The sequence below is a fragment of the Candidatus Brocadiia bacterium genome (assembly GCA_041658285.1).
GTDB lineage: Bacteria > Planctomycetota > MHYJ01 > JACQXL01 > JACQXL01 > JBBAAP01.
Genome location: JBBAAP010000001.1, coordinates 164204 through 188988, shown reverse-complemented (window position 1 = coordinate 188988; position 24785 = coordinate 164204). Strand labels below are relative to the sequence as shown.

Sequence of the window (24785 nt, the reverse complement as noted above, 5' to 3'; positions counted from 1 at the left end):
CGTTCGCTACGCTCAGGGATAATGTGGCAGTAACTCCCTTTGGTCGAACTGCTACTAATCCTTCGGAACATTTTATTTTTAATTATATCTAAAATACTGCCAGTATTTAATATTACGCTTGGGTCATCTTGAGGTAGCCGGTGGCGCATTGCTTGGCCAGGTTGCGGATGCGGCCGATGTAGTGCTGGCGCTGGCTGACCGCGATGGCCCGCCGGGCGTCCAGAATGTTGAAGGTGTGCGAGCACTTGAGGATGTAATCATAGGCCGGCATGACCAATCCCTGATTCAATAAAGCCTTAGCCTCTTTTTCATACATATCAAACAGCTGGATGTGCATGGGGATGTCGGCCAGTTCGAAGTTGTATTTGGAGAACTGGATTTCGTTCTGCTTGTGCACCTGTCCGTAGGTGACGTCCTTGGTCCAGTCCAGGTCGTAAACGCTGTCCTTTTGCTGGATGAACATGGCGATGCGTTCCAGCCCGTAGGTCAGCTCCAGCGAAATGGGGTCGAGCTCGAAGGTGCCCATCTTCTGGAAGTAGGTGAACTGGGTGATTTCCATGCCGTCTATCCAGACCTCCCAGCCCAGCCCGGTGGCGCCGAGCGAGGGCGATTCCCAGTCGTCCTCGACGAACCTGACGTCGTGCTTTTTTAGGTCAATGCCCAGTTCGGACAGGCTCTTGAGGTATATTTTCTGGGCGTCGGCCGGGGCCGGCTTGATGATGACCTGGTATTGGTAATAATGCTGGAGCCGGTTGGGGTTGTCGCCGTAACGGCCGTCGGTCGGGCGGCGTGACGGTTCGACATAGGCCACTTTCCATGGTTCCGGTCCGAGCACCTTGAGGAAGGTGGCCGGATTCGAGGTGCCGGCGCCTTTTTCCACGTCGTAGGGCTGCCAGATGAGACAGCCGTACTGGGCCCAGTAGCGCTGGAGCTTTAACACGATTTCCTGAAAAGTCATAGTTATCAGTAAGCGGATTAAACAGTTCGGCTGTTAGAACTTGTCTGCCGTAGGCAGGCATAGTGAGTTACAGCTGACTATACTTGGCAGCAATTCGCTACCGCTCAAACTGCCAGAGTACTGATTTAACTGATAATGTCAATTTAATCAATAAATATTGACTCCGGATAAATCGTTGTTAACCTTTTTGATTATGCCAAAAGCAGAAGGACGCATATTCAGGTTCGACGGATCGGGTAAGATTAAGCCGGATTTCCTGGAGACCATCGCCTACAAGGGCGGCCGCCAGCTGGTCCGCTACAGCACCCGGGAGTTCTCGGCCGTCTGCCCGTTTTCCGGCCTGCCGGATTTCGGAGAGGTGATAATCGAATACGTCCCGGCCAGGCTGTTGGTCGAACTGAAATCTTTAAAGTACTACCTGATATCGTTCCGAAATATAGGAATCTACCAGGAAGCGGCCACCGACCGGATGTTCAAGGATATCGGCAAACTGCTCAAGCCGCGTTACCTGATGGTCCGGACCGTATACAACACCCGGGGCGGGATTGACGCGGTCTGCACCATGACCAAAGGGCGGCCCTAGGAAAAAACTTGACCCAGCGGATTATTTTGGTATAATCATTGCAATCAATGTTAATAATTGAAAGGAGATATGATTATGAAGGCGATAGTAGAAAAAGACCTGTGCACTAGCTGCGGCCTGTGCGCCGAGACCTGCCCGGAAGTGTTCGAGATGGGTTCGGACGACATTGCCAAGGTTAAAGCGACTCCGGTCCCGGCTAAATCAGAGACCTGCTGCAAGGAAGCGGTTGACGGTTGCCCGGCCGTGGCCATAAAGGTTGAATAAGATTATGAGCCAGGATTTAATCGAACTGCTTAACCAGGCGCTGACCATGGAATACAGTGATGTCTTCCTTTATCCGCGCCACAGCGAGCACTTCAATGGCCAGCCGGCCATCTCCGAGCTGTTCAAGAACTTTTCACAGATGGAACTGCGCCACGCCGATACGCTGGCTATGGAGATACACAGGCTGGGCGGCCAGCCGGAATGGGATTTTAAGCTGCTGACCGGTAAGAAACAGCCGTCTGAAATCGTCAGCTGGCACCTCAACGGCGAGCGCAATGCCATCAGCCATTACGACAAGTGCATCAAGGCGGCCGGCGACAGGCGGCTCAAGGAAATACTGTCCGGTATCAAGGCCGAAGAGGCCATACACCAGGCGGCGCTTGAGAAAATAAGGACCTGGATTAAGTAATATCTTATGCCCGAGAATCATAAACCAACCCTGATGTTTTTCACCAGCGACTGGTGCGCCAACTGCAAGCGCATGAAGCCCATCGTCACGGAAATAAAGCAGTCCTATGCCGATAAGGTTGATATTACCGAAATCGATGTGGCCAAGGATCCGGACACGGCTGCCAAGTACGATGTCCTGGGCATACCGACTGTGGTGGTCGTTAATGACGGCAAGGTGCTGGAGCGTTTCACCGGATTCGTTGCCAAGGATGCTCTGCTCAAGAAGCTGGGAGTCGCTTAGATTGTATGCAAGAACTGATACAAAAATATATGTCCACGGCTTCGCCGCTGGCCATATTCGTGGCCTTTGCGGCCGGAGTAGCCACCTCGTTTACGCCCTGCATCTTTCCGCTCATCCCGATTATCGTTTCTTACCTGGGCAACCGGGGCGAGCAATCCAAACTGCATAACTTCCTGCTGGCCGTATGCTATGTCATCGGTATGTCCATCGTCTACACGGCGCTGGGCGTGCTGGCCGCTTTGACCGGCAAGTTTTTCGGCAACGTCCAGGCGCATCCGTTGGTCAACCTGATGGTCGGTAACATCCTGATATTGCTGGGGTTGTCGATGCTGGATGTCTTCAAGCTGCCTATTCCCGGGTTTGGCACCGGCGCTGGAATTGGTAAAGGACACGGCATACTCGGAGCGCTCTTTCTGGGGCTGACCTCGGGGTTCATCGCCGCGCCATGCTCGGCCGCCGTATTCATCGCCATACTTACTTTCGTAGCCCAGACCAAGGATGTCCTTTTCGGCGGGGTGGTTATGTTCTCTTACGCCATGGGGCTGGGTCTGTTATTGATTATCGCCGGGACGTTCGCCGGCATCCTGAGCACCCTGCCCAAGGCCGGTAACTGGATGGTTGCTATCCAGAAGATATTCGCGTTCCTTATGATAGCGGCCGGCGAGTACTTCCTGATACAGGCCGGCAAGCTTTGGATGTAGTGAGGATTATTTATGAATAAGATTATGATTATGGCCTTGGCGATGATGATAGTGCTCGGCGCGATGAGCTGCGATACCAAGATTAATCCTGATGCCAATCCCACCAAAGCCCCGGACTTTACATTAAAGGACATCCGGACCGGGCAGGATGTGAAACTGTCCGTACTGATAGGGCAGAAGCCCATCATACTGGATTTTTGGGCGTCGTGGTGCCCGCCCTGCAGGGCCTTGATGCCCAAACTGCAGGAATACTACCAGGCCAACCAGGACAAGGTCATCATCATCGGCATCAGCGGCGATAATTCCAAGGAAGCGGCCGAATCATTCATCTCCAAGAGCAACCTATCATTCACCATGGTCTATGACGAGGGCCAGAAGGTATTCAGCCAGTATAAGATAAGCGGCATCCCGACCACCGCGGTCATCAACACCAAGGGCGAGATTATCAAGCAGGGGCATTTCGACATTGACGAGTTGAAAGAACTGGTCAATTCCGCTAGGTAGGATTAGCCACGGATTGCACGGATTGGTCCCGGATAATTTAAGCCACAGAGCCACACCTGCCCGTCCGTTCAGGCAGGGGCGGACATGCTCCCGTTGTAACACACTAATTTAGCTCATTCCCTCGTGCTGTTTTTACATACCCCTCCATTATATGACAGGGTAGTATCTATTATATGGCAGGGTAGTATCTACTATATGGCAGGGTAGTATCTATTATATGGCAAGGTAGTATCTATTATATGACAGGGTAGTATCTATTATATGGCAGGGTAGTATCTATTATATGGCAGGGTAGTATCTACTATATGGCAGGGTAGTATCTATTATATGGCAAGGTAGTATCTATTATATGGCAGGGTAGTATCTACTATATGCTAGGGTAGTATCTATTATATGGCAGGGTAGTATCTACTATATGGCAGGGTAGTATCTATTATATGGCAAGGTAGTATCTATTATATGGCAGGGTAGTATCTACTATATGCCAGGGTAGTATCCATTATATGGCAGGGTAGTCTTCATTATATGACAGGGGGTGGGGGGACTACCCCTGTGGATAACTTTCCTGCATTTTAGACCCTGGGAACGAATATAACGCAGTTTCAGGCCGCCCGCCTGACCGAACGGGCAGGTTTTCCGGACACGAAGGGGGAAGGAAGGTGCTCATTTTCAGTAAGGGGATATGCTTAATATAACGTCAAAAACCAGTAGCTGGATAGAATAATTATCCCGCTCCGCTACGCTTCGGGGATAAGTGCCGGGTAACTCGTTGTACTCGAACCGGCACTAAACAGTGACGTGAAGAGACTTGTAAGAGACTGGGCGCTGAACCGTCAGCGCCCTTGGTTATTTTTGTGTTGGTAGGTCGCTATCTGGTATTAAAACTTGTTTTAACGGACGCTTGTACAATTCGCCTTTAGTCAGCGTTATGAATCTTGTGGGCGTTTTGACGCTCCGGTCGTTTGCCAACGCTCCGTATATTTCATACTCACCCGGGGGGAGATTACATATGAATTTCGAGGTTATATTAACCTTGTCATTTACTTTCAGCGTAAAGTAAGGAATCTCATATGAGACGGCGCTTTTATTGAAAGGGTCTTCGCAAATAGAGAATTCGTTCTGCCGGGTTCCTTTTGGCCTGATATATAACAGGACGTTAGACGGGCCGTCTTTAGTGTGCCAGTCTTTACAGATAACATCTTCTGTGCTTTTGTTTGTCAGTTCGAACGATATGGTAATACAGCCTTGCTTGTATTCGACGGCGCTGTTCGGGGCAAAGTTTAATATCAACCCACGTGTATATTCTTTTTGACGTGTTTCATCTACCGGTTGCGGGGCGGGCGGGTTATTCTCGGCTCCCAGCTCCTTCAGCGTCACCCGGGCTTCCCGGCGGACCCAATCATCGATATCTTGTATTAGTTTTGTAATTTCAGGAATAGCTTCTTTAGCATCAAGTTGTCTTAGTGCAACAACGGCATCATGGCGAACAAATTTGTTATCGTCTTGCAATAATTTAGTGATTTCGGGGATTGCCTCTTTAGCGCCAAGTTTACCCAATGCACTAACAGTTGGCCAGCGAACACACCACTCATTGTCTTGCAATAGTTTAATGATTTCCGGGATAGATTCTTTGGCGTCAAACGCACCTAGTGTTCCAACAGCCGCCCAGCGAACACCTGGGTCGTTATCTTGTAATAGTTTGGCAATCTGCGGAATAGATTCTTTGGCGCCAAGCTTATCTAGTGCCTCAATAGCCGACCGGCGAATATCCGCGTCAGCATTCTCTAATAGTTTAATAATGTCCGGGATAGCTTTCAGTTTAACAAGGGTTTTTAAAGCAGTTTCATGTTTATTCCATTGTGGACCTGTGAGCTGGATAACTAATTCTTTTATCTTCTGCTGTCTGGCTTCATCCGGGACGGGCGGTTTGGTCTCCGGGCTGGTGCAACCTGACACAATGACCAGCCCGATTAATAATGCGATTACTAACTGCTTCATAATGGATAACTAACCATGCAGGCATTGTTTGTCAATAGATTTATTTGGCATAGTCACGGCTTAATCCGCTTACTAAGTTACTTCCGTCCGGAAATCGATTTGAGATGTATCATCAGCACGGTGATATCGGCCGGTGAGACGCCGGCAATCCTTGATGCCTGCCCCAGAGTCATCGGCCTGAATTTGGACAGCTTGGTCCGGGCTTCGTTGCTCAGGTGCTTGAGCGCGGCGTAATCTATGCCATCCGGCAACCTGTGGTCTTCCATCTTGCGCGAGCGTTCAATCTGGACCAGCTGTTTCTTGATGTAGCCTTCGTATTTGGATTCTATCTCGACCTGCTCCTTTATTTGGTCCGGCAATTCGGCCATGGATTTGGGCAGTCCCGGCAGCTTGTCGAGTTCCATACCGGAGCGTTTGAGTATTTCCCAGAGTGATTTATGCAGGCAGAATTTCTTCCTGAGGTCTTTCTCGGCCTGTCCGATAAGTTGTTCCTTTTCTTGGAAGGCCTTGAATTGGCTTGCGCCGATGAGCCCGAACCGGGCGCCGTAGGGCATCAGCCGCCGGTCGGCGTTGTCCGAGCGCAGGAGCAACCGGTATTCGGCCCGCGAGGTGAACATCCGGTAAGGCTCGGTCGGCCCGAGTGTTACCAGGTCGTCTATCAAGACGCCGATATAGGCTTCGTCGCGCCTGAGGATGAAGGGATCTTGTCCCTGAATCTTAAGGGCGGCGTTGATGCCGGCCATGATGCCCTGGGCGGCGGCTTCTTCATAGCCGGAGGTGCCGTTAATCTGGCCGGCCAGGTAAAGGTTGTTTATGCGCCGGGTTTCCAGCGTTGGTCTTATCTGATAGGGCAGGACGAAATCGTACTCGATGGCGTAACCGTAGCGGATGAATTTGGCATTCTCCAGACCTTTGATGGAATGGACCATCTCGTCCTGGATATCCCTGGGCAGGCTGGTGGAGATGCCGTTGCAGTAAATTTCCGGAACATCGATGCCTTCGGGCTCGAGGAATATCTGGTGCTGGTCCTGGGCGGCGAAGCGGACGACCTTGTCCTCGATGGAAGGGCAGTATTTCGGCCCGGACGCCTTTATCTGGCCTGAGTAAAGCGGCGCCCGGTCAAGGTTGTCCCTGATTATTTTATGAGTCCGATCGTTGGTGTGGGTGATGTAACAGGGGATTTGTTCCCGTGATATCTTTTTGGTGGAGAAGGAGAACGGCACGGGCGGCTGGTCGCCGTCCTGGATGCGCAAAGCGGCCAGGTCGAGCGAATCTTTGTGCAGCCGGGGCGGGGTGCCGGTCTTGAGCCGGCCGATTTCCAGTCCGAGTTTCCTTAAGCAACCAGAAATATTCTCAGCCGACGGTTCGTTAATCCGGCCGCCCGCATTGATATCGGTTCCGATATGGATGACTCCTTTCATAAATGTGCCCGGCGTGAGTATTATTGCCTTGGCGCCATAAGTGGATTTTCCCCGGACGCCGGCCACGGCATTATTCTTTATTATTATTTCATCAGCCGTGTCCTCTTTGATGGTCAGGTTGTCAGTTGATTCCAGCACCCGGCGCATGTATTTGTGGTAGGCTTCCTTGTCACACTGGGCCCGGGGCGAGCGGACGGCCGGACCTTTGCTGGTATTGAGCATCCGGAACTGTATGCCGGTGGCGTCGGCGGCCTTGGCCATCTGGCCGCCCAGGGCGTCGATTTCACGGACTATCTGGCCTTTGGCCAGCCCGCCGATGGCCGGATTGCAGGACATCCGGGCGATGGAGTCGCGCGAGATGGTCAGCATCAGGGTGTTCAGTCCCATCCGGGCCGCGGCCAGGGCCGCCTCGCAGCCGGCGTGTCCGGCGCCTATGACGATGACGTCGTAAATCATACGGCTATTTCTTGGGGTCGAGCTGCACCTCGAAAGCGGATTCGTGTTCTGCTTTGTTGCCCTGGACGTCCCGGAGCTCGATTCTTAGGGTATGCTTGCCGATGGCCAGGTCTTGCAAAAGCTGGTAATGCAGGGTGTCCGCGGTAATCAGAGCGTTAGCCGTAATTTCTTTGTCATCCAGCCAGATGCGCACGCCTTTTGGTTTTATTTCGCCTTGGCTTTTGTAAGAGGCGACTATCAGCGGCTTGGGCGTATAGACCTTTTCGGCCTCAGACGGGAACACGTAGAATATCCGGGCCGGTGGATTGCGGACATTGACGCTGCGCTTGTCCTCGGTTTTGTTGCCGGCGTTGTCTACGGCCGTGATGACCAGCTCGTATTCGTCGTCAGCCAAAGACAGGGTATCAATCTTGGCTTCATAAGAGGTCTGGTCTTTTTCCTTATTGGGCGGCGTCAGGCTGCCGCTGAGTTTGTCGAGCCGGTAGCTGACGCTCTTGACGGCGGTGTTATCCTTGGCTTCGGCTGTTAATTTAATCAGGCCGGGCTTTTCGTTCCGGGCCTTGGCGTAGGTTATCTGGGGCAGGCTGGTGTCGACCGTGAAATCCCAGCCGGTTGAGGCGGTATTGCCTAGGTAATCGGTGGCGGTCAGTTCAACCGTATGTCTGCTGCCGTCTTTGAGGGTGCCGGAAACCGGGCAGGAGAATTGGACGTAGTTAGCGGAGGTCCGGGTCAATGACCAGCTTGATTCTATTTTATCGCCGTTCATCTTGAAGACAAGTTTAGCCGGGTCGAAATCTGACAGCGATGATAGCCGGGCGGTGATGAGCGGTTGTGCTTGGTTGACGGAGTCCCGGGGCATGCCGCCGCCGATTATTTCAGGTTGGGGATAGAACGACAGGTAGGCGCTGAATCTGGTATTTTCCGATTCGATTTTCCAGCCCTGGGCGTAAATCCAGTATGTGCCGGTGACCACGTCGTTTATCGAGATGCGTTCGTCGGCCATGGGCGAAGTCGATGCTGCCTCTTTTTCCTCCATGCCGTTTATCTTACCGTCGCCGTTCTTGTCGCGGAACAGGAACAGGTCTATATCGGCTCCCTCGGCCTGGCAGGATGTCTTGATATCCACAAAACGCTCTGTGGCCGGATTAAGCACGAACGGCCCGAGCATCCAGCTGCACACCGGCAGGGGGCTGTCCGGGTTATCCTGCCGGATAATCTGGTTCTCGAAAGACCTGGCCGGGTTTACGGTTAACGGAATAGCCGTGGTGGCCGAATTCAAGCCGCCGTAGTTAGAGGCGCGCAGGATAATGGAATACTTGCCGGCCGGTATCGGCCCGCCCGCGAACTTATGCAGTGAGATGGACCAGTTGCCGGTATTGCCGTCCAGGTAAGGCGTGGCATCATGGAACGTTTTGCCCGAGTCAAAGCTCAATTCCAGAGTCTTGATACCCGCATTGTCCGAAGCTGTTCCGCTGATGACCAGGTCGTCGCTGGTCATTATCTCATTTTTGGCTGTCGGCACAACGGTTATTCTTGGGGCGGATAACGGGGTATTATATGTGTATTTCAAGGATGCTATTTCAGTGGCCACCGTTGTATGCCGGTTGCAGAATACGAAATAGAGCGGCCGGTTTATTAATGTATAGGTGTTTGTGGCGGGGTTAGGCTTGATATCCAGCGCTTTGCAAGGTTTGTTATCCTGATACAGTGCGAAATTATCCTTGTCAAAAACCAGCAGGTTAATGGCGCCGTTTTTCAGGTCATACTGGGCCGTAACGCTGCCGCGGTAATTAATCCGCTGGAGCACTTTATTGGTGTCGGTCCAGCGGGTCTGGGCGAACCGGGCTGGCGGGTTGATATTGGCCGTGACGTTTTCCACCGTCAAGGTGAGTAAGTTGCGGTTTTCCTCCAGGGCCGCCGAAGCGGGCATCCATTTGGCGTCTCTATCCAATTCCGGCAGGGGCGGTTGTGGTTTCTTGCCGGCTACCCGGTATTCCAGGGTATAGGATTTATTTTCCTCGATAAAATAGTTGTTTGTGCCGGCCGAGCCGTAAGGGCTGGCGACGATGATGGTGTAACCGGGCGAGACCCGGCCGAGTTCGAGATGGCATTCGCCCTTAAGGTCGGTATATCCCAATGCGCTCATCATATCCTTGGCGCCGGGACGCCGGATGTTTATGAAGGCGCCTTCAATCGGCACGCCGCCGTTATCCAGCACCCGGATGGTCAGCGAGCCGACATCGGTATAGCCCCGGCCGCAGGTGGTGTATTTGGAGCCTTCGGGATTGCAGACCGAGGCGGTGGTGTAGTCGAAGTTATCGCTGCCCCAGTAGCGCATGATGGCCGATTGCTCGCCGCCGGTATGGTTATAGCCTTCGCGTTCCCAGGGGCGGTTGACCGATTGGTAAGCGTTGCCGCAGACGTCCCAGAAATGCCAGTCGCCGTCCATAAAATATTCGTTCCACTGGTGGTCCTCGCCCCGGGTGAAGACGCTAGCCGTGGGGATAAGCATGGACCGGGCCAGCGCGGCGGTGACGATGGACTGTTCTCCGCACGAGCCGTAACGGCGTTTGTAGATAATCCACGGCTGCAAGTCGTCGCTCAGATAGCCGAAGGTGATAAACGGGGTCGGCGCCTGCGGGCTGGACCAGGTATGCAGTTGGTTTACGGCCTCCTGTAGAGTCCGGGCCCGTTGCATCCGCTCCATAAGCGGCGTGCTCTGCGAGCGGTCGTAGGGCATGGCCATGCGCCAGAAACGGCTCTGGCTGGAGCTGACGTACCAATCCTCAACGTGGCGCCACCATTCGTCCTGGGTCATGCCGTAGTCGCTGTAAGTTTTGTCCAGCCAGTTGCCGTTGACCTTGCAGGGGATTTCATAGAGTATCCGGGGGTGGACCACCCACCAGTAATAAATATCGCGCGGCATTTCGCGCCATATTATTTCCTGTTCAGGCGTGCCTGATTTCTTATTATTGCCGGAGTCGATTGATTTCCATTCGGCGTATTCCAGCGTGGTATAATCGCCTTTTTCCTTTATCCGGACGTATTTGACCTTGGAGGCGACGTCGTAAACCATCCGGGCGTTTTCTTTGAGGATATCGGATTGTTCCAGCCGGGCCATGGCCCGGAGCACCTCGGTGGGCAGATAGGCGATGGCGAAGGCGATTTCATCGCGCTGTTCCTCGGACGATTCCTGCAGGACTTTGGCAATGGCTTCGGGCGATTTATGGTCCGGCGGGCCTTTTAGGAATTCAGTCTCGCTGTAGTAATAACCGTAAAGTTTGGTTATCGCCGCGTCCGAGTCATCTTTGGGGTTCCAGGAGTATTTCTCTTCCCATCTGGTATTGGCGCCGTTATCGGTCATTTCATAATAATTCAGTTCGCCGTTGGCGTTGGTAACGACCAGTTCAACCTGGTTGTCGTCATTGATATCCGCAATTGCCGGCGCGCAGTAACTGCCGCCGTAAACGGACTCGGCCAGGGTTGGTTCCAATTTCCAGTCTATTTTTAGTCCGGATTTATTCTCCGGGTAAGCATCGGCGCCCAGGAATACCGAGACCCGTCCGTCTTTGGTCCCGGCAATGATATCCGGGATATTGTCTTTATTGACGTCGGCTATCCGCGGCACTGCGCCTCCGGACAGATTGATGGGTTCATAGATGATTCGAATCGGAGGGATAAGGATTTCCACGCCCGGTTTAAGCCCCTTGATAACTTTTTCCCGGTTGGCATCGACTATGAGGGTGGATTTTTCCGAGTCATAATAGAATTTGTCGGCAATAGTCCGGACGTTATCGCCCTCCTGCATCACATATTTGGTCGGTTCTTTGCTGTCGTTAATCCTGGGAGCAGTTAGTATCATAGGCGCGTCCGAGAACTGTGGATTTTGGGTCGAGCCGATGTTCTTGTAAAAATGGAGTTGGTTGTCCGCGCCTCCGACAATCATATCCAGAGTGCCGTTTTTGTCCGCATCAATGAACGCCGGCGCCGAATAGCCGGGCAGTCCTTGAAGTTGGCTGAAGGTGGCATCATTTGGTTTGTATTCCGGACCTGTCAGATACCTCAAACGGCCGGACTTGCTTCCTGAAACGATGTCCGGATGCCCGTCGTTGTTAAGGTCAACCACCGCGATAACGGAATTTTCCGGCAGTTTGATGAGGGATTTGTTCTCCTGCCAGTCCTGTCCGGCAAGTATTCTGAGAGAGCCGTCTGAATTAGTTATGAGCAGTTCCGGCTTGCCATCCTTGTTGAAATCCGCAAACAGCGGCGTGGCGCCCATGCCCACCTCGGTGGGGAAGAGCAGTTTTTGCTTCTGGTTAAGTACCGCAAATCCGCCTTTATTGGGGTGGTATTTGACCATGCCGTTAGCCCGGCCGCAGACCAAATCAAGGTCATTGTCCGAGTCGGCTTCCAGCATCACTAAACTCATTGCCTGGTTATAGCGGTTGATGTTCCACCAGCCGGCAGTTAGCGCTGATGTGCCGGCGGTATAAACAGATATCCGTCCGTCCTTGTCGCAGGTAATAAATTCGTCCTTGGTGTCCAGGTTAATGTCGCAGGCCGAAATCCGCGAGCCTTCGGTGACTGTTATTTTGTTCAACAGGTTGCCGTTGTTTTTGAATCTTGGCGCCAGTGATGTGAACAGTGTATCCTTTGAATAGATGACCAGGTCTTTCCGGTTATCACCGTTAATGTCTATGAACACCGGCTGGACCGGATTGGCTGATTTAAGTTCTAGGAAGGGCAGGATTACATCGCGGAATTCCGGGCCGGCATAGGCGGTCAAGGTTCCGTTTTTGGAGCCGACTACCAGGTCGGCCACGCCGTCATTATTGACATCCCCGAATGCCGGAGCGCTTTCGGCCTCGACCGAGATGTTCGACAGCAGTCCGCGCCGGTCCAGTTCCCAGTTAAATTTGCCTGATTCCGGTCCCAGGTAAACCTTTAGCTTGCCGTCATCGCCGCCGATGACTAAATCCGCAATGCCGTCGCGGTTGATATCGGCCGTTGCCAGTACCGCGTTATATGATGTCCAGACATAATCGTCAAACAGGGCCCTGAAACGTTTTTCCAGCGGTTGCTTCAGCCATGCCGGCGCCAGATTGATTGCCCGGCTGACCGATTCCGTCAGGGCATCCGGAGTCTTGGAATTATGCATGGATAGCTGGCCGCTGGCCGGGTCATATTTGAGATATGAATACTCCTGCGGCGCTATTTCCAGCTGCGATGACCGGGTCATTTCCTGGCGGGCGGTTTTGGGGGGCTCAGCCCGGGAAATCATCAGGAACGATACGCATAATATTGCCAGTGTTGCCGCTTTTATATGTCTCAGCATAGAGGACTCCTTTTATTTATTGATATTATTATCAATGCTCATACTTCCTGCCGGCGGTTTGTCAAGACAAAGCCATAGCTAATCCCGCTGGAATAAGTGGGATAATGTGCCAGTAACGTTCTATCCTGATTGCATCAGGCTATAACTAACTGGCGCTAATTTGATTGACAACGTACTGATAATCGCTAATGTACGTAAGCGGATTGAACGGATTTAACTGATTATTTTATCCGCTATATCAGCTTAATACCTAAAGGTATAACATAATATAAATACTTTAGTATAATCAGCTTACTAATGGAACTAGAAAATATCGGTAATGGCATAATGAATGCGCTCAAGAGCGTGTTCGGCTCGCGCAACGAGCGCATCATCCGCTCGCTCCAGCCCATCGTGGCACAGATAAACTCGCTGGAACGGCAGGTCCAGGGTCTGTCCGACGCCCAGCTGTCCGAACAGACGGTCAAACTGCGCGAGCGGCTCAAGAACGGCATTTTTCTGGATGAGATTCTGCCCGAGGCGTTCGCTACGGTGCGCGAGGCGTCCCGGCGTATCACCAAGATGCGCCACTTTGACGTCCAGCTCATCGGCGGCATAGTGCTACATCAGGGCCGGATTGCCGAGATGGCCACCGGCGAAGGCAAGACACTGGTAGCCACGCTGTCGGCCTATCTCAACGCGCTGGCCGGTAAGGGCGTGCATATCGTCACGGTAAACGATTATCTGGCCCGGCGCGACCGCGACTGGATGGGCCCGATATTCGAGATGCTCGGGCTAAAGGTCGGCGTCATCCAGAACGCCATGGGTCCGGACGAACGCCGCGCCGCCTACGCCTGCGACATCACGTACGGCACCAATAACGAGTTCGGCTTCGATTACCTCAGGGACAATATGCGCGTCCGCATTTCCGACCAGGTCCAGCGCAAGCATTTTTACGCCATCGTTGACGAGGTTGACAGTATTCTTATCGATGAGGCGCGGACGCCGCTGATTATTTCCGGCCCGTCCGAGGAATCCACCGACAAATATTACAAGGCCGAACAAGTCGCTTCCCGGCTGGTCAAGGACAGCGATTATACCGTCAAGGAAAAGGAAAACGCCGTTATCCTGACCGATGTGGGCATCCTCAGGGCGCAGGAGTTGGTCGGGGTGGACAGCTTTTATACCGGAGATAATATGGAATGGCCGCACCACGTGGAGCAGGCGCTCCGGGCCAAGGAATTATACAAGCACGACAAGGAATACATCGTCAAGGACGGCGATGTGGTCATCGTCGATGAGTTTACCGGACGTCTGATGCCCGGCCGGCGCTGGAGCGACGGACTGCATCAGGCCATCGAGGCCAAGGAACACCTCAAGATAAAAGAGGAAAACCAGACCCTGGCCACCATCACCCTGCAGAATTATTTCAAGATGTACTCCAAGCTGTCCGGCATGACCGGCACCGCCGCCACCGAGGCGATGGAGTTCTTTAATATTTACAAGCTGGAGGTGGCCACCATCCCGACCAACAAGCCGCTTATCCGGGCGACCAATCCTGATATGGTCTTCCGGACCGAGAAGGAAAAGTTCAACGCCATCGCCGATGAGATATCCGGCGTCCACGAAACCGGGCGTCCCATCCTGGTCGGCACTACTTCGATAGCCAACTCCGAGCGTGTCAGCGAGATGCTCAACCGCCGCGGCATAAAGCACGAGGTCTTAAACGCCAAGCACCACGAACGCGAGGCGCAGATAGTCGCCAAAGCCGGGCAGAAAGATATGGTCACCATCGCCACCAACATGGCCGGCCGGGGCACGGATATTATCCTGGGCGAAGGCGTGGCCAAGCTGGGCGGTTTGCACATATTGGGCACCGAGCGGCACGAGGCGCGCCGGATAGACAATCAGCTCCGAGGCCGGGCCGGGCGGCAGGGCGACCCGGGCTCGTCTCAGTTCATCCTGTCGCTGGAAGATAGCATCCTGCGTCTGTTCGCGCCGCAGTGGGTTTCAACCATACTGCTCAAACTGGGTATGGAAGAAGGCCAGCCCATCGAAAGCCGGATGGTCTCCAACGCCATCGAAAAGGCGCAGAAGCGCATGGAGGCTCATAACTTCGACATCCGCAAACAGCTTCTCGATTACGACAAGGTCATGAACGAGCAGCGCACTATTATATACGGCCAGCGCCAGAAGATTATCGAAGGCCAGGAAGTCAAAGATACCATCCAGCGGATGGTTGAAGACGTCTGCCAGAACGCCATAGACAAATTCCTGCCCGAGGGCGCGCAACGCAAGGATTGGGATTACAGCGGGATGGCGCTTTATCTCAAGCGCAAGCTGGGCAAGGAATTCCCGGAGCATATCGAGAAGCTCATCACCGACAAGGACGCCGAAGAGGTCGAATCCATTGTTATCAAAGAGGTTAACCGCATCTACCAGGAACGCGAGCAAGCACTGGGCGGTGAATATATGCTCAACGTGGCCCGCTATGTCCTGCTGGACAAGATAGACGAAAAGTGGAAGAACCACTTATATACAATGGACTACCTCAGGAGCGGTATCGGCCTGCAGAGTTACGCCCAGATAGACCCCAAGATAGCCTACAAGCGCGAGGGCTATAAGGCCTTTGACGAGATGCTCAATTCCATCAAGGAAGAAGTGGCTGATCTGGTCTTCAAGATAGAGCCGATGAAGGATATGGAAGAGCGGCTGGCCGCGCTCTGGAAAATCACCTCGGAGTCGCATCCGGAGGTAGGCAGTTTCGAGACCGCCAAGAAACGGCCCAATGAACAGGCCGCCGACAATATTGCCGGAGACGAAAAGCCCGTGCCTATAAAAGTGGAAAAGCAAATCGGACGCAACGACCCCTGCCCCTGCGGCAGCGGCAAGAAATATAAGAAATGCTGCGGCACACGCGCATAATTTAGCCACGGAGCCACAGAGTACACAGAGCTATGAGACAAATAGATTTTTGCTGTAATTTGTTTAAAGAATACTACGAGAAAAGGAAGATAATTCGTTCCAAGGCGGTAGGGTTTATTTCACATTGGCGCGTTCCTAAAGCATTTGAATTAATGAATTGCCCGTTTTGTGGAAAGTTTAAGGCAAGTCATATTGATTCAATAGATAATCCAAATAAATCGCATACTAAACCAAAGGTTACTAAAAAAGATAAATACTGTTGTTCCAGATTTGCGGAATTTGTTAAAGAAGGGGAGTTTTATTATGCTTATGAGGATTGCAAAGACATAGATGAAACCGCATGGGTTATTTCCGGGGTTTGCCATATGTATTATTGCCCGTTCTGCGGAAAATATATCAAGGGAAGAGGATTTGGCGTAGTTCCCAAATCCTAACCTAAGAGATTTAATATTTGTATTCTCTGTGCGCTCAGTGGCTAATTATCTATGCGCTTTGTATTAGACATCATATACCTGCTGGCGATGATAGTCGCCCTGCCATATTACCTGTTCCGTTTCGCCACCTCGGCGTACTATAGAGTAGGTCTTTTAGAGAGATTTGGATTTATTAAATCTGTGGAATCTGTGGCTACGGTCTGGCTGCACGGGGCGTCGATAGGGGAGATCAATGCCTGCGAGAAGTTGATACCATTGTTGCAGGCGCAGCTGCCGAATCACCAGCTGGTTATCTCTACGTTGACGCCGTCGGCCCAGGCGCTGGTCAAGAAGAAATACCCTGATATCCGTTCCTTTTTCTTTCCGCTGGACCTGTCCTGCGTCTGCACCAAGGTGCTCAAGCGCGTCAACCCGAAACTGGTCATCCTGATGGAGCAGGAGTTTTGGCCCAACTTCATCATGGCCTGCGGCCGGCGTAATGTCCCAATGATACTTCTTAACGGACGGATTACCGAGCATACCCTGGCCCGTTATAATCTTTTGAGATGGCTTTTCAAGCCGGTGCTTAACAGGCTCAAATACCTGTGCGTCCAGAACGAGGACTACCGCATCCGTTTTGAGTCCTTGGGCGTGATGCCCATAAAAATCCAGGTCACCGGCAATATGAAATACGATTCGCTGGGTTTGGTGGATGAGACTGAGACAAGGGCCCATTACCGCAACTTGTATAATATCAAGTTTGAGGAGTTAGTTATTATCGGTGGGAGCACTCACTCTCCGGAAGAGGAGATGCTCCTGGACGCTTACATAAAACTGACTAAAGGCCACGATAACCTGCGCTTAATCCTGGCGCCGCGCCATACGTTCAGGTTTGACGAGGTGGAAGCATTGGTTAAATCAAAGGGGTTAGTTGCTGCACGCCATAATAGATTAATATCTGAAATCCGTCCCGCCATACGGCAGGATTTCGCTCACGCTCAACAATCCGCAGTTAGCAATAATGATGAGGTTATCCTTCTTGACACGATGGGCGAACTGGCCAAGGTATACGCGGCTGGGGATGTGGTTTTTGTAGGCGGAAGTCTGGTGCCCCGGGGCGGACAGAGCATCCTGGAGCCGGCCGCGCTGGGCAAGCCGATTGTCGCCGGGCCGTCTATGTATAATTTCAGTATCCCGGCTAAGGCGTTGCAGGATACGGGCGGGCTCAGGACAGTCAATAATTCTGAAGAGCTTTATAAAGCCCTGGATAATATCATAACTGACCCGGGGCTCAGGTCTGATATGGGACGGAATGCCAGGCAGGCCATTGCCGACCAGCAGGGAGCTAGTAACAAGAATATTGAGATTGTCAAAAATACCCTGGGCATTTATGATAAGCACTAAATCCTAAATCCGAAACCCTAAACAAATTCCAATTCCTTAAATCTTAAACATCCGGTTTTGAGGTTTATTATTTAGATATTATAGTGCGGCAGTCTGTGAAGGATACTGCCGACTATACTTGGCAGGTAATTCTTGACTTTGGGTTAAGATAATGATAAATTTAGCCGAAAATAACACTAATTAACTAATTATCAGCGTATAATTTACAATAAGGAGGTTATTATGAGGCGTTATGAACGCGAGTTTACCTCGGAAGCAGTTTGCATGGGCCATCCGGACAAGGTGTGCGACCAGATTTCAGACGCTATTTTAGACGCGATTATGGCCAAGGACCCGTACGGCCGGGTGGCTTGCGAGACCCTGGTTAAGACCGGCCTGACCATCGTGGCCGGTGAAGTTACCACCAAATGCTATGTTGAAATTCCCGATATCGTTCGCCAGACCATCAAGGAAATAGGTTATACCGACGCCAAGATGGGTTTTGATTATGAGACCTGCGCGGTGCTGACCTGCATCCAAAAGCAATCACCGGATATCGCCATGGGTGTGGATGAGAATAACAAGCGCCACAAGAAGCTGGGCGCCGGCGACCAAGGCATTATGTTCGGTTACGCCTGCCGCGAGACCCCGGAACTGATGCCTATGCCCATTACCCTGGCCCGCAAGATAGTCAACAAGGCGGCCGAACTGAGGCAGAATGGCGTGATGAAATACCTCAGGCCGGACGGCAAGGCCCAGATTACGCTGGACTACGAAAAGGAATACCCGGTCCGGGTTAATACTATCATCGTTTCGTTACAGCATAGCCCTGATGTCAGCCAGGCCAAAATCAGGCGCGACATCCTGGAAAAGATAATCAAGCCGGTCATACCGGAACGTTTACTTGACAAGGACACCAGGATACTGACCAACCCGACCGGGCGCTTTGTCCTGGGCGGTCCGTATGCCGATGCCGGCCTGACCGGACGCAAGATAGTCATCGATACCTACGGCAGCATGGGTACGCACGGCGGCGGGGCGTTCTCCGGCAAGGACCCGACCAAGGTGGACCGGAGCGCGGCTTATATGGCACGCTACGTGGCCAAGAACATCGTGGCTTCCGGGTTAGCCGACCGCTGCGAAGTCCAGTTCGCTTATTCCATCGGCGTGGCCGAACCGGTCACGGTTGATGTGGAAACATTCCATACCGCCAAGATTAAAGAATCAAAGATTATAGATCTGGTTCGCAAGAACTTCGACCTGACCCCGGGTGGGATTATCAAGAAGCTCAACCTCAGGCGGCCGATATACAAACAGACGGCCCGTTACGGTCATTTCGGCAGGGAACTGCCCGACTATACCTGGGAAAAGACCGATATGGTCGCAACCCTGAAGAAAGCACTTTAATTACAGATAAATAAGAACGGAGATGATGATGAAATACGATGTTAAAGATGTTAAATTGGCGTCGAAAGGCAAGAACCGGATTGAATGGGCTGAAAAACATATGCCGGTGGTCAGGGAGATACGCAAGCGCTTTGCCAAGGAGCAACCGCTCAAAGGCAAGAAGATAGCCGCTTGCTTGCATGTCACCTCGGAAACAGCCAACCTGGTTCGTACCCTCAAAGCCGGCGGAGCCGACGTATATCTATCCGCTTCCAACCCGCTTTCCACCCAGGACGATGTGGCCGCATCGATTGCCAAGGATTACGGCATTTCCGTATTCGCCATCAGGGGCGCTTCGCGCGATCTGTATTATAAGCATATCAAGGCTACTCTTAACATCGAACCTAATATTACCATTGACGATGGAGCCGACCTGGTTACGCTGGTACTGACCCAATATCAGTACCTGGCTGATAATTTAATAGGCGGTATGGAAGAGACCACTACCGGTGTTATCAGATTAAGGTCTATGGAACGCGAAGGCAAACTGTTATACCCCATGTTCGCGGTTAACGACGCCGAGACCAAATACCTGTTTGATAATCGCTACGGTACCGGCCAATCCACCGTAGACGGCATTATCCGCGCCACCAATATCCTGTTTGCCGGCAAGGTGATTGTCGCCGGCGGTTACGGCTGGTGCGGCCGCGGATTCGCCATGCGCGCCCGTGGACTGGGAGCCCGGGTTATTATCACCGAGGTCAACCCCTTAAGGGCGATAGAGGCCAATATGGACGGGTTCGAGGTTATGCCCATGAAACAGGCCGCCCGAATCGGCGACATATTCTGCACCCTGACCGGCGACGTCAACGTTATCCGCGGCGAGCATTTCAAACTGATGAAAGACGGCGCGTTGGTCTGTAATTCCGGCCACTTCAACGTGGAGCTCAACCTGGTCGAGCTGGCCAAGATGTCGCGCCAGATTAAGAAAGACATCCGGCCTAATGTGGAGCAATATATACTCAAAAACGGCAAGAACATATTCGTGCTCGGACAGGGCCGGTTAGTCAATCTGGCCTGCGCCGAAGGTCACCCGGCCACGGTTATGGATATGAGCTTTGCCACACAATCATTGATGTCCGAATACGTCGTCAAGCACGCTTCGGAATTTACGCCCAAGGTTTACGAAATTCCCGAAAGCATAGAGAACTGGATTGCCAGCCTGAAACTGGCTACTCTGGGCGTCAAGATAGATAAACTCACGCCGGAACAGGTTAAGTATCTATCCAGCTGGTCGGAGGGGACGTAGGGCTTAAGTATACAGTATATAGCACTGGGATAATCAGTATGCTGTATATTGAATAACAAATGATTGAATTTATTGATATCCATAAAAGCCTTGGCGGCAACGAAGTTCTTGCCGGGCTTAATCTCAAGATAAAAGAAGGCGAGACTTGCGTCATTCTTGGCCGGAGCGGTTGCGGCAAGAGCGTTACCCTTAAGCACATGGTTGGTCTGCTCAAGCCGGACAGCGGCCGGGTCGACGTGGACGGCGAGGACATCACCGATTTCTCAGAAGAACAGCTCAACCCGGTCCGGAAGAAGTTCGGGTTTCTTTTTCAGAGCGGGGCACTTCTTAATTCACTCAATGTCGGCGATAATATCGGATTGCCTTTGCGCGAGCACAACGAAATGCCAGAGCCGGATATAAAAAAGCGCGTGGCCGAGGTGCTTGGACTTCTGGGTTTAAGTAAACTGGAAGAAGTGATGCCGGCCGACCTGAGCGGCGGTATGAGAAAGCGCGTGGCGCTGGCCCGGTCCATCGTGCGCAAGCCCAAGATTATCCTTTACGACGAGCCGACCACCGGGCTGGACCCGATTATGTCCAACGTGATTAACCGATTGATTATTGAGATGCGCCAGAAGCTCAAGGTTACCTCCATTGTGGTGACGCACGATATGAAAAGCACCTTTATGGTGGCCGACCATATCGCCTTGCTTTATCAGGGCAAGATTATCCGCGAGGGCACGCCGGACTATTTCCGTAATTATAAAGACCCTTTTATCAAGCAGTTTGTTGAAGGCGAAGCCGACGGCCCGATGGCTTGATTTATCACACATCTTTCTTGACCTTAAACTCTGATTTGCTAATCTAAACTTATATGCAACGCAATATTAAAAAAGAATTCCAGTTAGGCACGCTTTTAATAGTCGCCTTGATATTCCTGGCATTTGTGACTATCACCATCAGCAAGATGGAGATATTCTCCAAAAAACAGTATATTAAGGCTATATTCGAAGAGGTTCAGGGCCTGAAAAGAGGTGATAGCGTCCGGGTTTCCGGCGTGGCTATGGGCCAGGTGGACCGGATGAAATACCTGTCCGACACCCGGGTCCGGGTGGTGCTCAGATTAGACAACCCGATTATTATCTGGGAGGATTATGAAGTCGGCGTAGCCGAATCGAGTATGCTGGGTGGTTATTTTATCTCGATCAACCCCGGCTCGCCCAGCAAGAAAGAAGTTAACCTCAGGGAGCCGCTCAAGGGCACCGTTATAAAGCCGGGCCTGGGCGTGCTGGGCGACGTGCTGGCCGCCAACAAGGACGAGGTCAAGGAGTTGTTGGGCAACGCAACAAAGATATTCCGGGACGCTTCCAACGGTAAGGGTACTTTGGGTAAACTTATCAAAGACGAGACTTTATACGATAACCTCAAGGACTCGACCGATTCAATAAAGAACCTCTTAAAGAACGCCGAAGAAGGCAAGGGCACGGTCGGCAAGCTCTTAAAAGAAGAAAAACTCTATAACGATATTGACGAAGTGGTCAAGAGCCTCAAGGACTCGGCCGACTCGCTTAACCGGACGCTCAAGCACATAGAAGAAGGCAAAGGCCCCATCGGCAAGGCCATATACGATGAGAAGCTTTCCGGCCAGCTGACCGAAGCGGGTGATTCCATTAATAAGATACTTTCACCGGTGGTCCGGACCAAGGTTTACGCCGGCGCCGAGGGCAAATACTTCCTCGATTCCAAAGCCACCATATCCAAGCTTTATGTCCGGATAGAGCCGCACCCGAGCCGGTATTTCCTGATAGGCGGCTCATTTCTGTCATTTGACAAGAGCGGCATTGTTGACTATAAAGACAAGGCCGATAACCGCAACCAGACCTTCGTCAAGGTTGATTTATTGACCGCCTACAAATTCTTGGACGACAAGCTGACGGTCCGGCTGGGGTTATTCGAAGGCAAATTCGGCGGCGGGCTGGACTGGCAACTGCCCATCAGCACCAGTTTCATCTCGCAAGTGACCCTGACCGCCGAAGGCCGCGACGCCTATAGCAGTCTCAAGCGTGAACGGATAGACGAAAACCTCAGGTCGGCCATGGGCCGGGCCTATGTCACGGTCGGGTTCGGCCGCCACATCAAGGCCTTTGCCGGCACCAGCCGCCTGTTCAACAAAGACTCCGAATTCGTGGGCGGGCTGTGCTTCGAGTACCTGGACGAAGATATCCGGAATTTCATCACGCTGGTCGGCTTGTCCCGGTAGCAGCATAAATCTTATTTCCGGAAAATTGCATCAGCAAAAACAGATGGATAGGGAGTTCCCGTGTGTGGAATGTCTTTACAGGAGGCAGTAGACTCTGGTCTGTTTCACGTACCTAATAATAAAGGAGGAAAAATTTATGATGCATCGTCAGCTGAACGGTATTTTCCCACAACTGAGAGCGGCTATTCCTGCACTTATTGTTTTACTCTTATTTATTGGGATAGGATTTGTCAAAACGACTGTAAACGCAGAATCTACTCCGTCGCCCAAACCAGATACTTCAAAAATAATTATCAGTATTGAGCATATTGTGCCGCAAGGCAAGGATTGCCCTGAGCTTAGGTATAAAAACGGTATATTACAGCAACCCTGCCAGATTGATGAACACTGGAAAATAAAAATACAGGGAAAAGAGAAGGATTCAAAGGGATTACAAATAGCGCTTATGGTCGAGAGAGCCTTTGGCGGGGAAGATCCGATGGACCGGAAAACGCCATCCAATCGGACCGTCCTAATCAAGCCGGACAACAGCGCTCCTTGGCTCTTAGTCGGCGAAGTAATAAAAGCCTGTGCCATGGCGTTTATCTGGAAAATAGAATACGGCGCCGAGGCCATACCGGTTTATTTGCCAAAAGGGAAAGGTTCAAATAAAAGTCTTGATGAGGTCAGGATTTCACTGATAGATAATTTCGAATCACCGTTAATCCCCACTATTCTAATCGGCAATAGAGAACAAAAAGACCAGGAGGCACTTTACGTCAGCCTAAAAGAAATGATGCCATTTGTGAAGGATGATAAAATACCGTTAAAAATCTGTTCGGACCAGTATGTGCCGTTTCAAATAGTCCTCGATGTAATAAAAATTATCAGGAAGTGCGACGAGGTTATTCCGATTGAAATCAGCGCACAAACGCCGACCCCGCCGAAAGGCGGCCGCCCGGAAAAAGTAAATTGGGGACAGCCGGTTAACGGGCTACAATGCCGGATTAACAGCGATAAAAAGGCCTATAAAAAAGGCGAACCTATCCAAGTCGCAATAGAAATAAGAAATGGCACGGAAGATAAAATGACTGTTTGGAATGGCACGTTTGCCGCAGGATGGCGAATGAACGGGAAAGATTGCCAGACAATTGATGACCTTCCCGTAAAAAAGCCGTGCAAGGAAGAGTCGCAAACAATTATGCCTAACGAGGTGTTTAAGGCCAAAGAGGTTATCACCAACCTCTCAATACCGTTTTCTGCTCACTATAGGAAGAAGATATTTAAAGAGAAAGGGGAGTATCAGATTTCTCTGGAATTGCGTCTTTACCGGTTAAATGAGAAAGACGAATGGGAATCGCTGCCAATTCTTATCTCCAACACAATAATTATTGGAATATTAAATGAATAGTTGGAGTTCGGGGGGCACCTTATTTATCCGCCTCTGGAGGACCGAATTCATAATTGAGCCCTCCAGAGGCGGGTAAATATGCCTGCCCGCCAATGGCAGGTGGGCGTCCTTTGCTTGTAGTGAGTATTTTCGAACTAGCGGGGTGTCCCCGGAATTACATAATGGGAGGATTGTTAAATGATATTTTTTGATAATGAAGTTCAGGAGAACTCAACTTATGCGCAAAGGTTTTTTTCCTTATGCATTGATTGCAGTACATTCTTATTGCTAGTATTAATTTCTGAACTAGCTCCCGAGCCATATAATGCAATTTCCACATTGATTATGTTCGTATGGTATATTGTATGGCATAGAATATTCCGAAAAACAGGCCAGACTATTGGAACAAAGCTAATGAAGATAAGAGTTGTTCCAATGTATGGAACTAAATTATCTTTTAGTGCTCCATTTTTGGGGTAGGGGACACTTCCCTCCCGCCGTAATGCATTAACCAGGCTCATTTCCGGGCGCAGTTTTCCTTAAATCAGCTTCACTTCCAAGCGTCACTTCTTAAAAAAAAACTTCAATAATTCCGAAAATAAAATGAACTTTTTCCCAGATTTTACGTTTAATATAAATAGGGGGGCGTGATAGACTATGGACAATAGACATCAGACGATGGACAGGAATCAAGGGGAAATGGCGGGTTTCCCGACGAGTAGTCGGGTTAAGGGGCGCTATAAGCATACCGCCACCAGGTGACGGTATGGTTGAGTGCCGCTATGAGAGCGAGGTGGTTTTTATGACCTATTTTATGTCGGATTGAGGCTGTGTCGATTGACACCGGGGCCGTGTCGACTGACATAGGGGC

18 protein-coding genes are annotated in these 24785 nt (G+C 51.5%); 14 read left to right on the top strand and 4 right to left on the bottom strand.

Annotation, left to right across the window (positions count from 1 at the left end; genetic code table 11):
- Positions 1 to 112 precede the first annotated feature (112 nt).
- Positions 113 to 958: a glycine--tRNA ligase subunit alpha gene (locus WC980_00825; protein ID MFA5793601.1), complete on the bottom strand. Its 846-nt coding sequence runs from the start codon at positions 956 to 958 to the stop codon at positions 113 to 115.
- A 193-nt stretch (positions 959 to 1151) separates the two neighbouring features.
- Here WC980_00825 and queF point away from each other — a divergent pair, with 193 nt between their 5' ends.
- The 6 genes from queF to WC980_00795 all read left to right on the top strand — a co-directional run bounded on the left by queF (position 1152) and on the right by WC980_00795 (position 3701).
- On the top strand, positions 1152 to 1541 hold the full coding sequence (gene queF / locus WC980_00820) for a preQ(1) synthase (GenBank protein ID MFA5793600.1): 390 nt from the start codon (positions 1152 to 1154) through the stop codon (positions 1539 to 1541).
- A gap of 75 nt (positions 1542 to 1616) precedes the next feature.
- The gene (locus WC980_00815) at positions 1617 to 1805 is read left to right on the top strand and encodes a ferredoxin (GenBank protein MFA5793599.1); all 189 of its coding nucleotides are present in this window, start codon (positions 1617 to 1619) and stop codon (positions 1803 to 1805) included.
- A gap of 4 nt (positions 1806 to 1809) precedes the next feature.
- Positions 1810 to 2214, top strand: a complete 405-nt coding sequence (locus WC980_00810; protein ID MFA5793598.1) for a ferritin-like domain-containing protein — start codon at positions 1810 to 1812, stop codon at positions 2212 to 2214.
- Between the two features lie 6 nt (positions 2215 to 2220).
- Positions 2221 to 2496, top strand: coding sequence for a thioredoxin family protein (locus WC980_00805; GenBank protein ID MFA5793597.1), 276 nt, complete (start codon positions 2221 to 2223; stop codon positions 2494 to 2496).
- Positions 2497 to 2501: 5 nt separating this feature from the next.
- The gene (locus WC980_00800; GenBank protein MFA5793596.1) at positions 2502 to 3197 is read left to right on the top strand and encodes a cytochrome c biogenesis protein CcdA; all 696 of its coding nucleotides are present in this window, start codon (positions 2502 to 2504) and stop codon (positions 3195 to 3197) included.
- Positions 3198 to 3209: 12 nt separating this feature from the next.
- Positions 3210 to 3701: a TlpA disulfide reductase family protein gene (locus WC980_00795; GenBank protein ID MFA5793595.1), complete on the top strand. Its 492-nt coding sequence runs from the start codon at positions 3210 to 3212 to the stop codon at positions 3699 to 3701.
- An 846-nt stretch (positions 3702 to 4547) separates the two neighbouring features.
- Here WC980_00795 and WC980_00790 read toward each other — a convergent pair.
- The 3 genes from WC980_00790 to WC980_00780 all read right to left on the bottom strand — a co-directional run bounded on the left by WC980_00790 (position 4548) and on the right by WC980_00780 (position 12911).
- The gene (locus WC980_00790; protein ID MFA5793594.1) at positions 4548 to 5699 is read right to left on the bottom strand and encodes a HEAT repeat domain-containing protein; all 1152 of its coding nucleotides are present in this window, start codon (positions 5697 to 5699) and stop codon (positions 4548 to 4550) included.
- A gap of 77 nt (positions 5700 to 5776) precedes the next feature.
- Complete coding sequence (mnmG, locus tag WC980_00785; protein ID MFA5793593.1) at positions 5777 to 7576, bottom strand: tRNA uridine-5-carboxymethylaminomethyl(34) synthesis enzyme MnmG; 1800 nt, start codon at positions 7574 to 7576, stop codon at positions 5777 to 5779.
- A gap of 4 nt (positions 7577 to 7580) precedes the next feature.
- Complete coding sequence (locus WC980_00780; GenBank protein MFA5793592.1) at positions 7581 to 12911, bottom strand: FG-GAP-like repeat-containing protein; 5331 nt, start codon at positions 12909 to 12911, stop codon at positions 7581 to 7583.
- A gap of 297 nt (positions 12912 to 13208) precedes the next feature.
- Here WC980_00780 and secA point away from each other — a divergent pair, with 297 nt between their 5' ends.
- The 8 genes from secA (at position 13209) to WC980_00740 (ending at position 23935) form a co-directional block, all read left to right on the top strand.
- Positions 13209 to 15815, top strand: a complete 2607-nt coding sequence (gene secA, locus WC980_00775) for a preprotein translocase subunit SecA (GenBank protein MFA5793591.1) — start codon at positions 13209 to 13211, stop codon at positions 15813 to 15815.
- Positions 15816 to 15847: 32 nt separating this feature from the next.
- The gene (locus WC980_00770; GenBank protein ID MFA5793590.1) at positions 15848 to 16249 is read left to right on the top strand and encodes a hypothetical protein; all 402 of its coding nucleotides are present in this window, start codon (positions 15848 to 15850) and stop codon (positions 16247 to 16249) included.
- Between the two features lie 51 nt (positions 16250 to 16300).
- The gene (locus WC980_00765) at positions 16301 to 17632 is read left to right on the top strand and encodes a 3-deoxy-D-manno-octulosonic acid transferase (GenBank protein ID MFA5793589.1); all 1332 of its coding nucleotides are present in this window, start codon (positions 16301 to 16303) and stop codon (positions 17630 to 17632) included.
- A 222-nt stretch (positions 17633 to 17854) separates the two neighbouring features.
- Entirely contained in the window at positions 17855 to 19018 is a 1164-nt protein-coding gene (gene metK, locus WC980_00760; protein ID MFA5793588.1) for a methionine adenosyltransferase, read from the top strand.
- A 28-nt stretch (positions 19019 to 19046) separates the two neighbouring features.
- Positions 19047 to 20306, top strand: coding sequence for an adenosylhomocysteinase (ahcY, locus tag WC980_00755; protein MFA5793587.1), 1260 nt, complete (start codon positions 19047 to 19049; stop codon positions 20304 to 20306).
- Positions 20307 to 20365: 59 nt separating this feature from the next.
- The gene (locus WC980_00750; GenBank protein ID MFA5793586.1) at positions 20366 to 21106 is read left to right on the top strand and encodes an ABC transporter ATP-binding protein; all 741 of its coding nucleotides are present in this window, start codon (positions 20366 to 20368) and stop codon (positions 21104 to 21106) included.
- 53 nt (positions 21107 to 21159) lie between these two features.
- On the top strand, positions 21160 to 22545 hold the full coding sequence (locus WC980_00745) for an MlaD family protein (GenBank protein ID MFA5793585.1): 1386 nt from the start codon (positions 21160 to 21162) through the stop codon (positions 22543 to 22545).
- Between the two features lie 136 nt (positions 22546 to 22681).
- Positions 22682 to 23935, top strand: a complete 1254-nt coding sequence (locus WC980_00740; GenBank protein MFA5793584.1) for a hypothetical protein — start codon at positions 22682 to 22684, stop codon at positions 23933 to 23935.
- Positions 23936 to 24785: the final 850 nt, after the last annotated feature.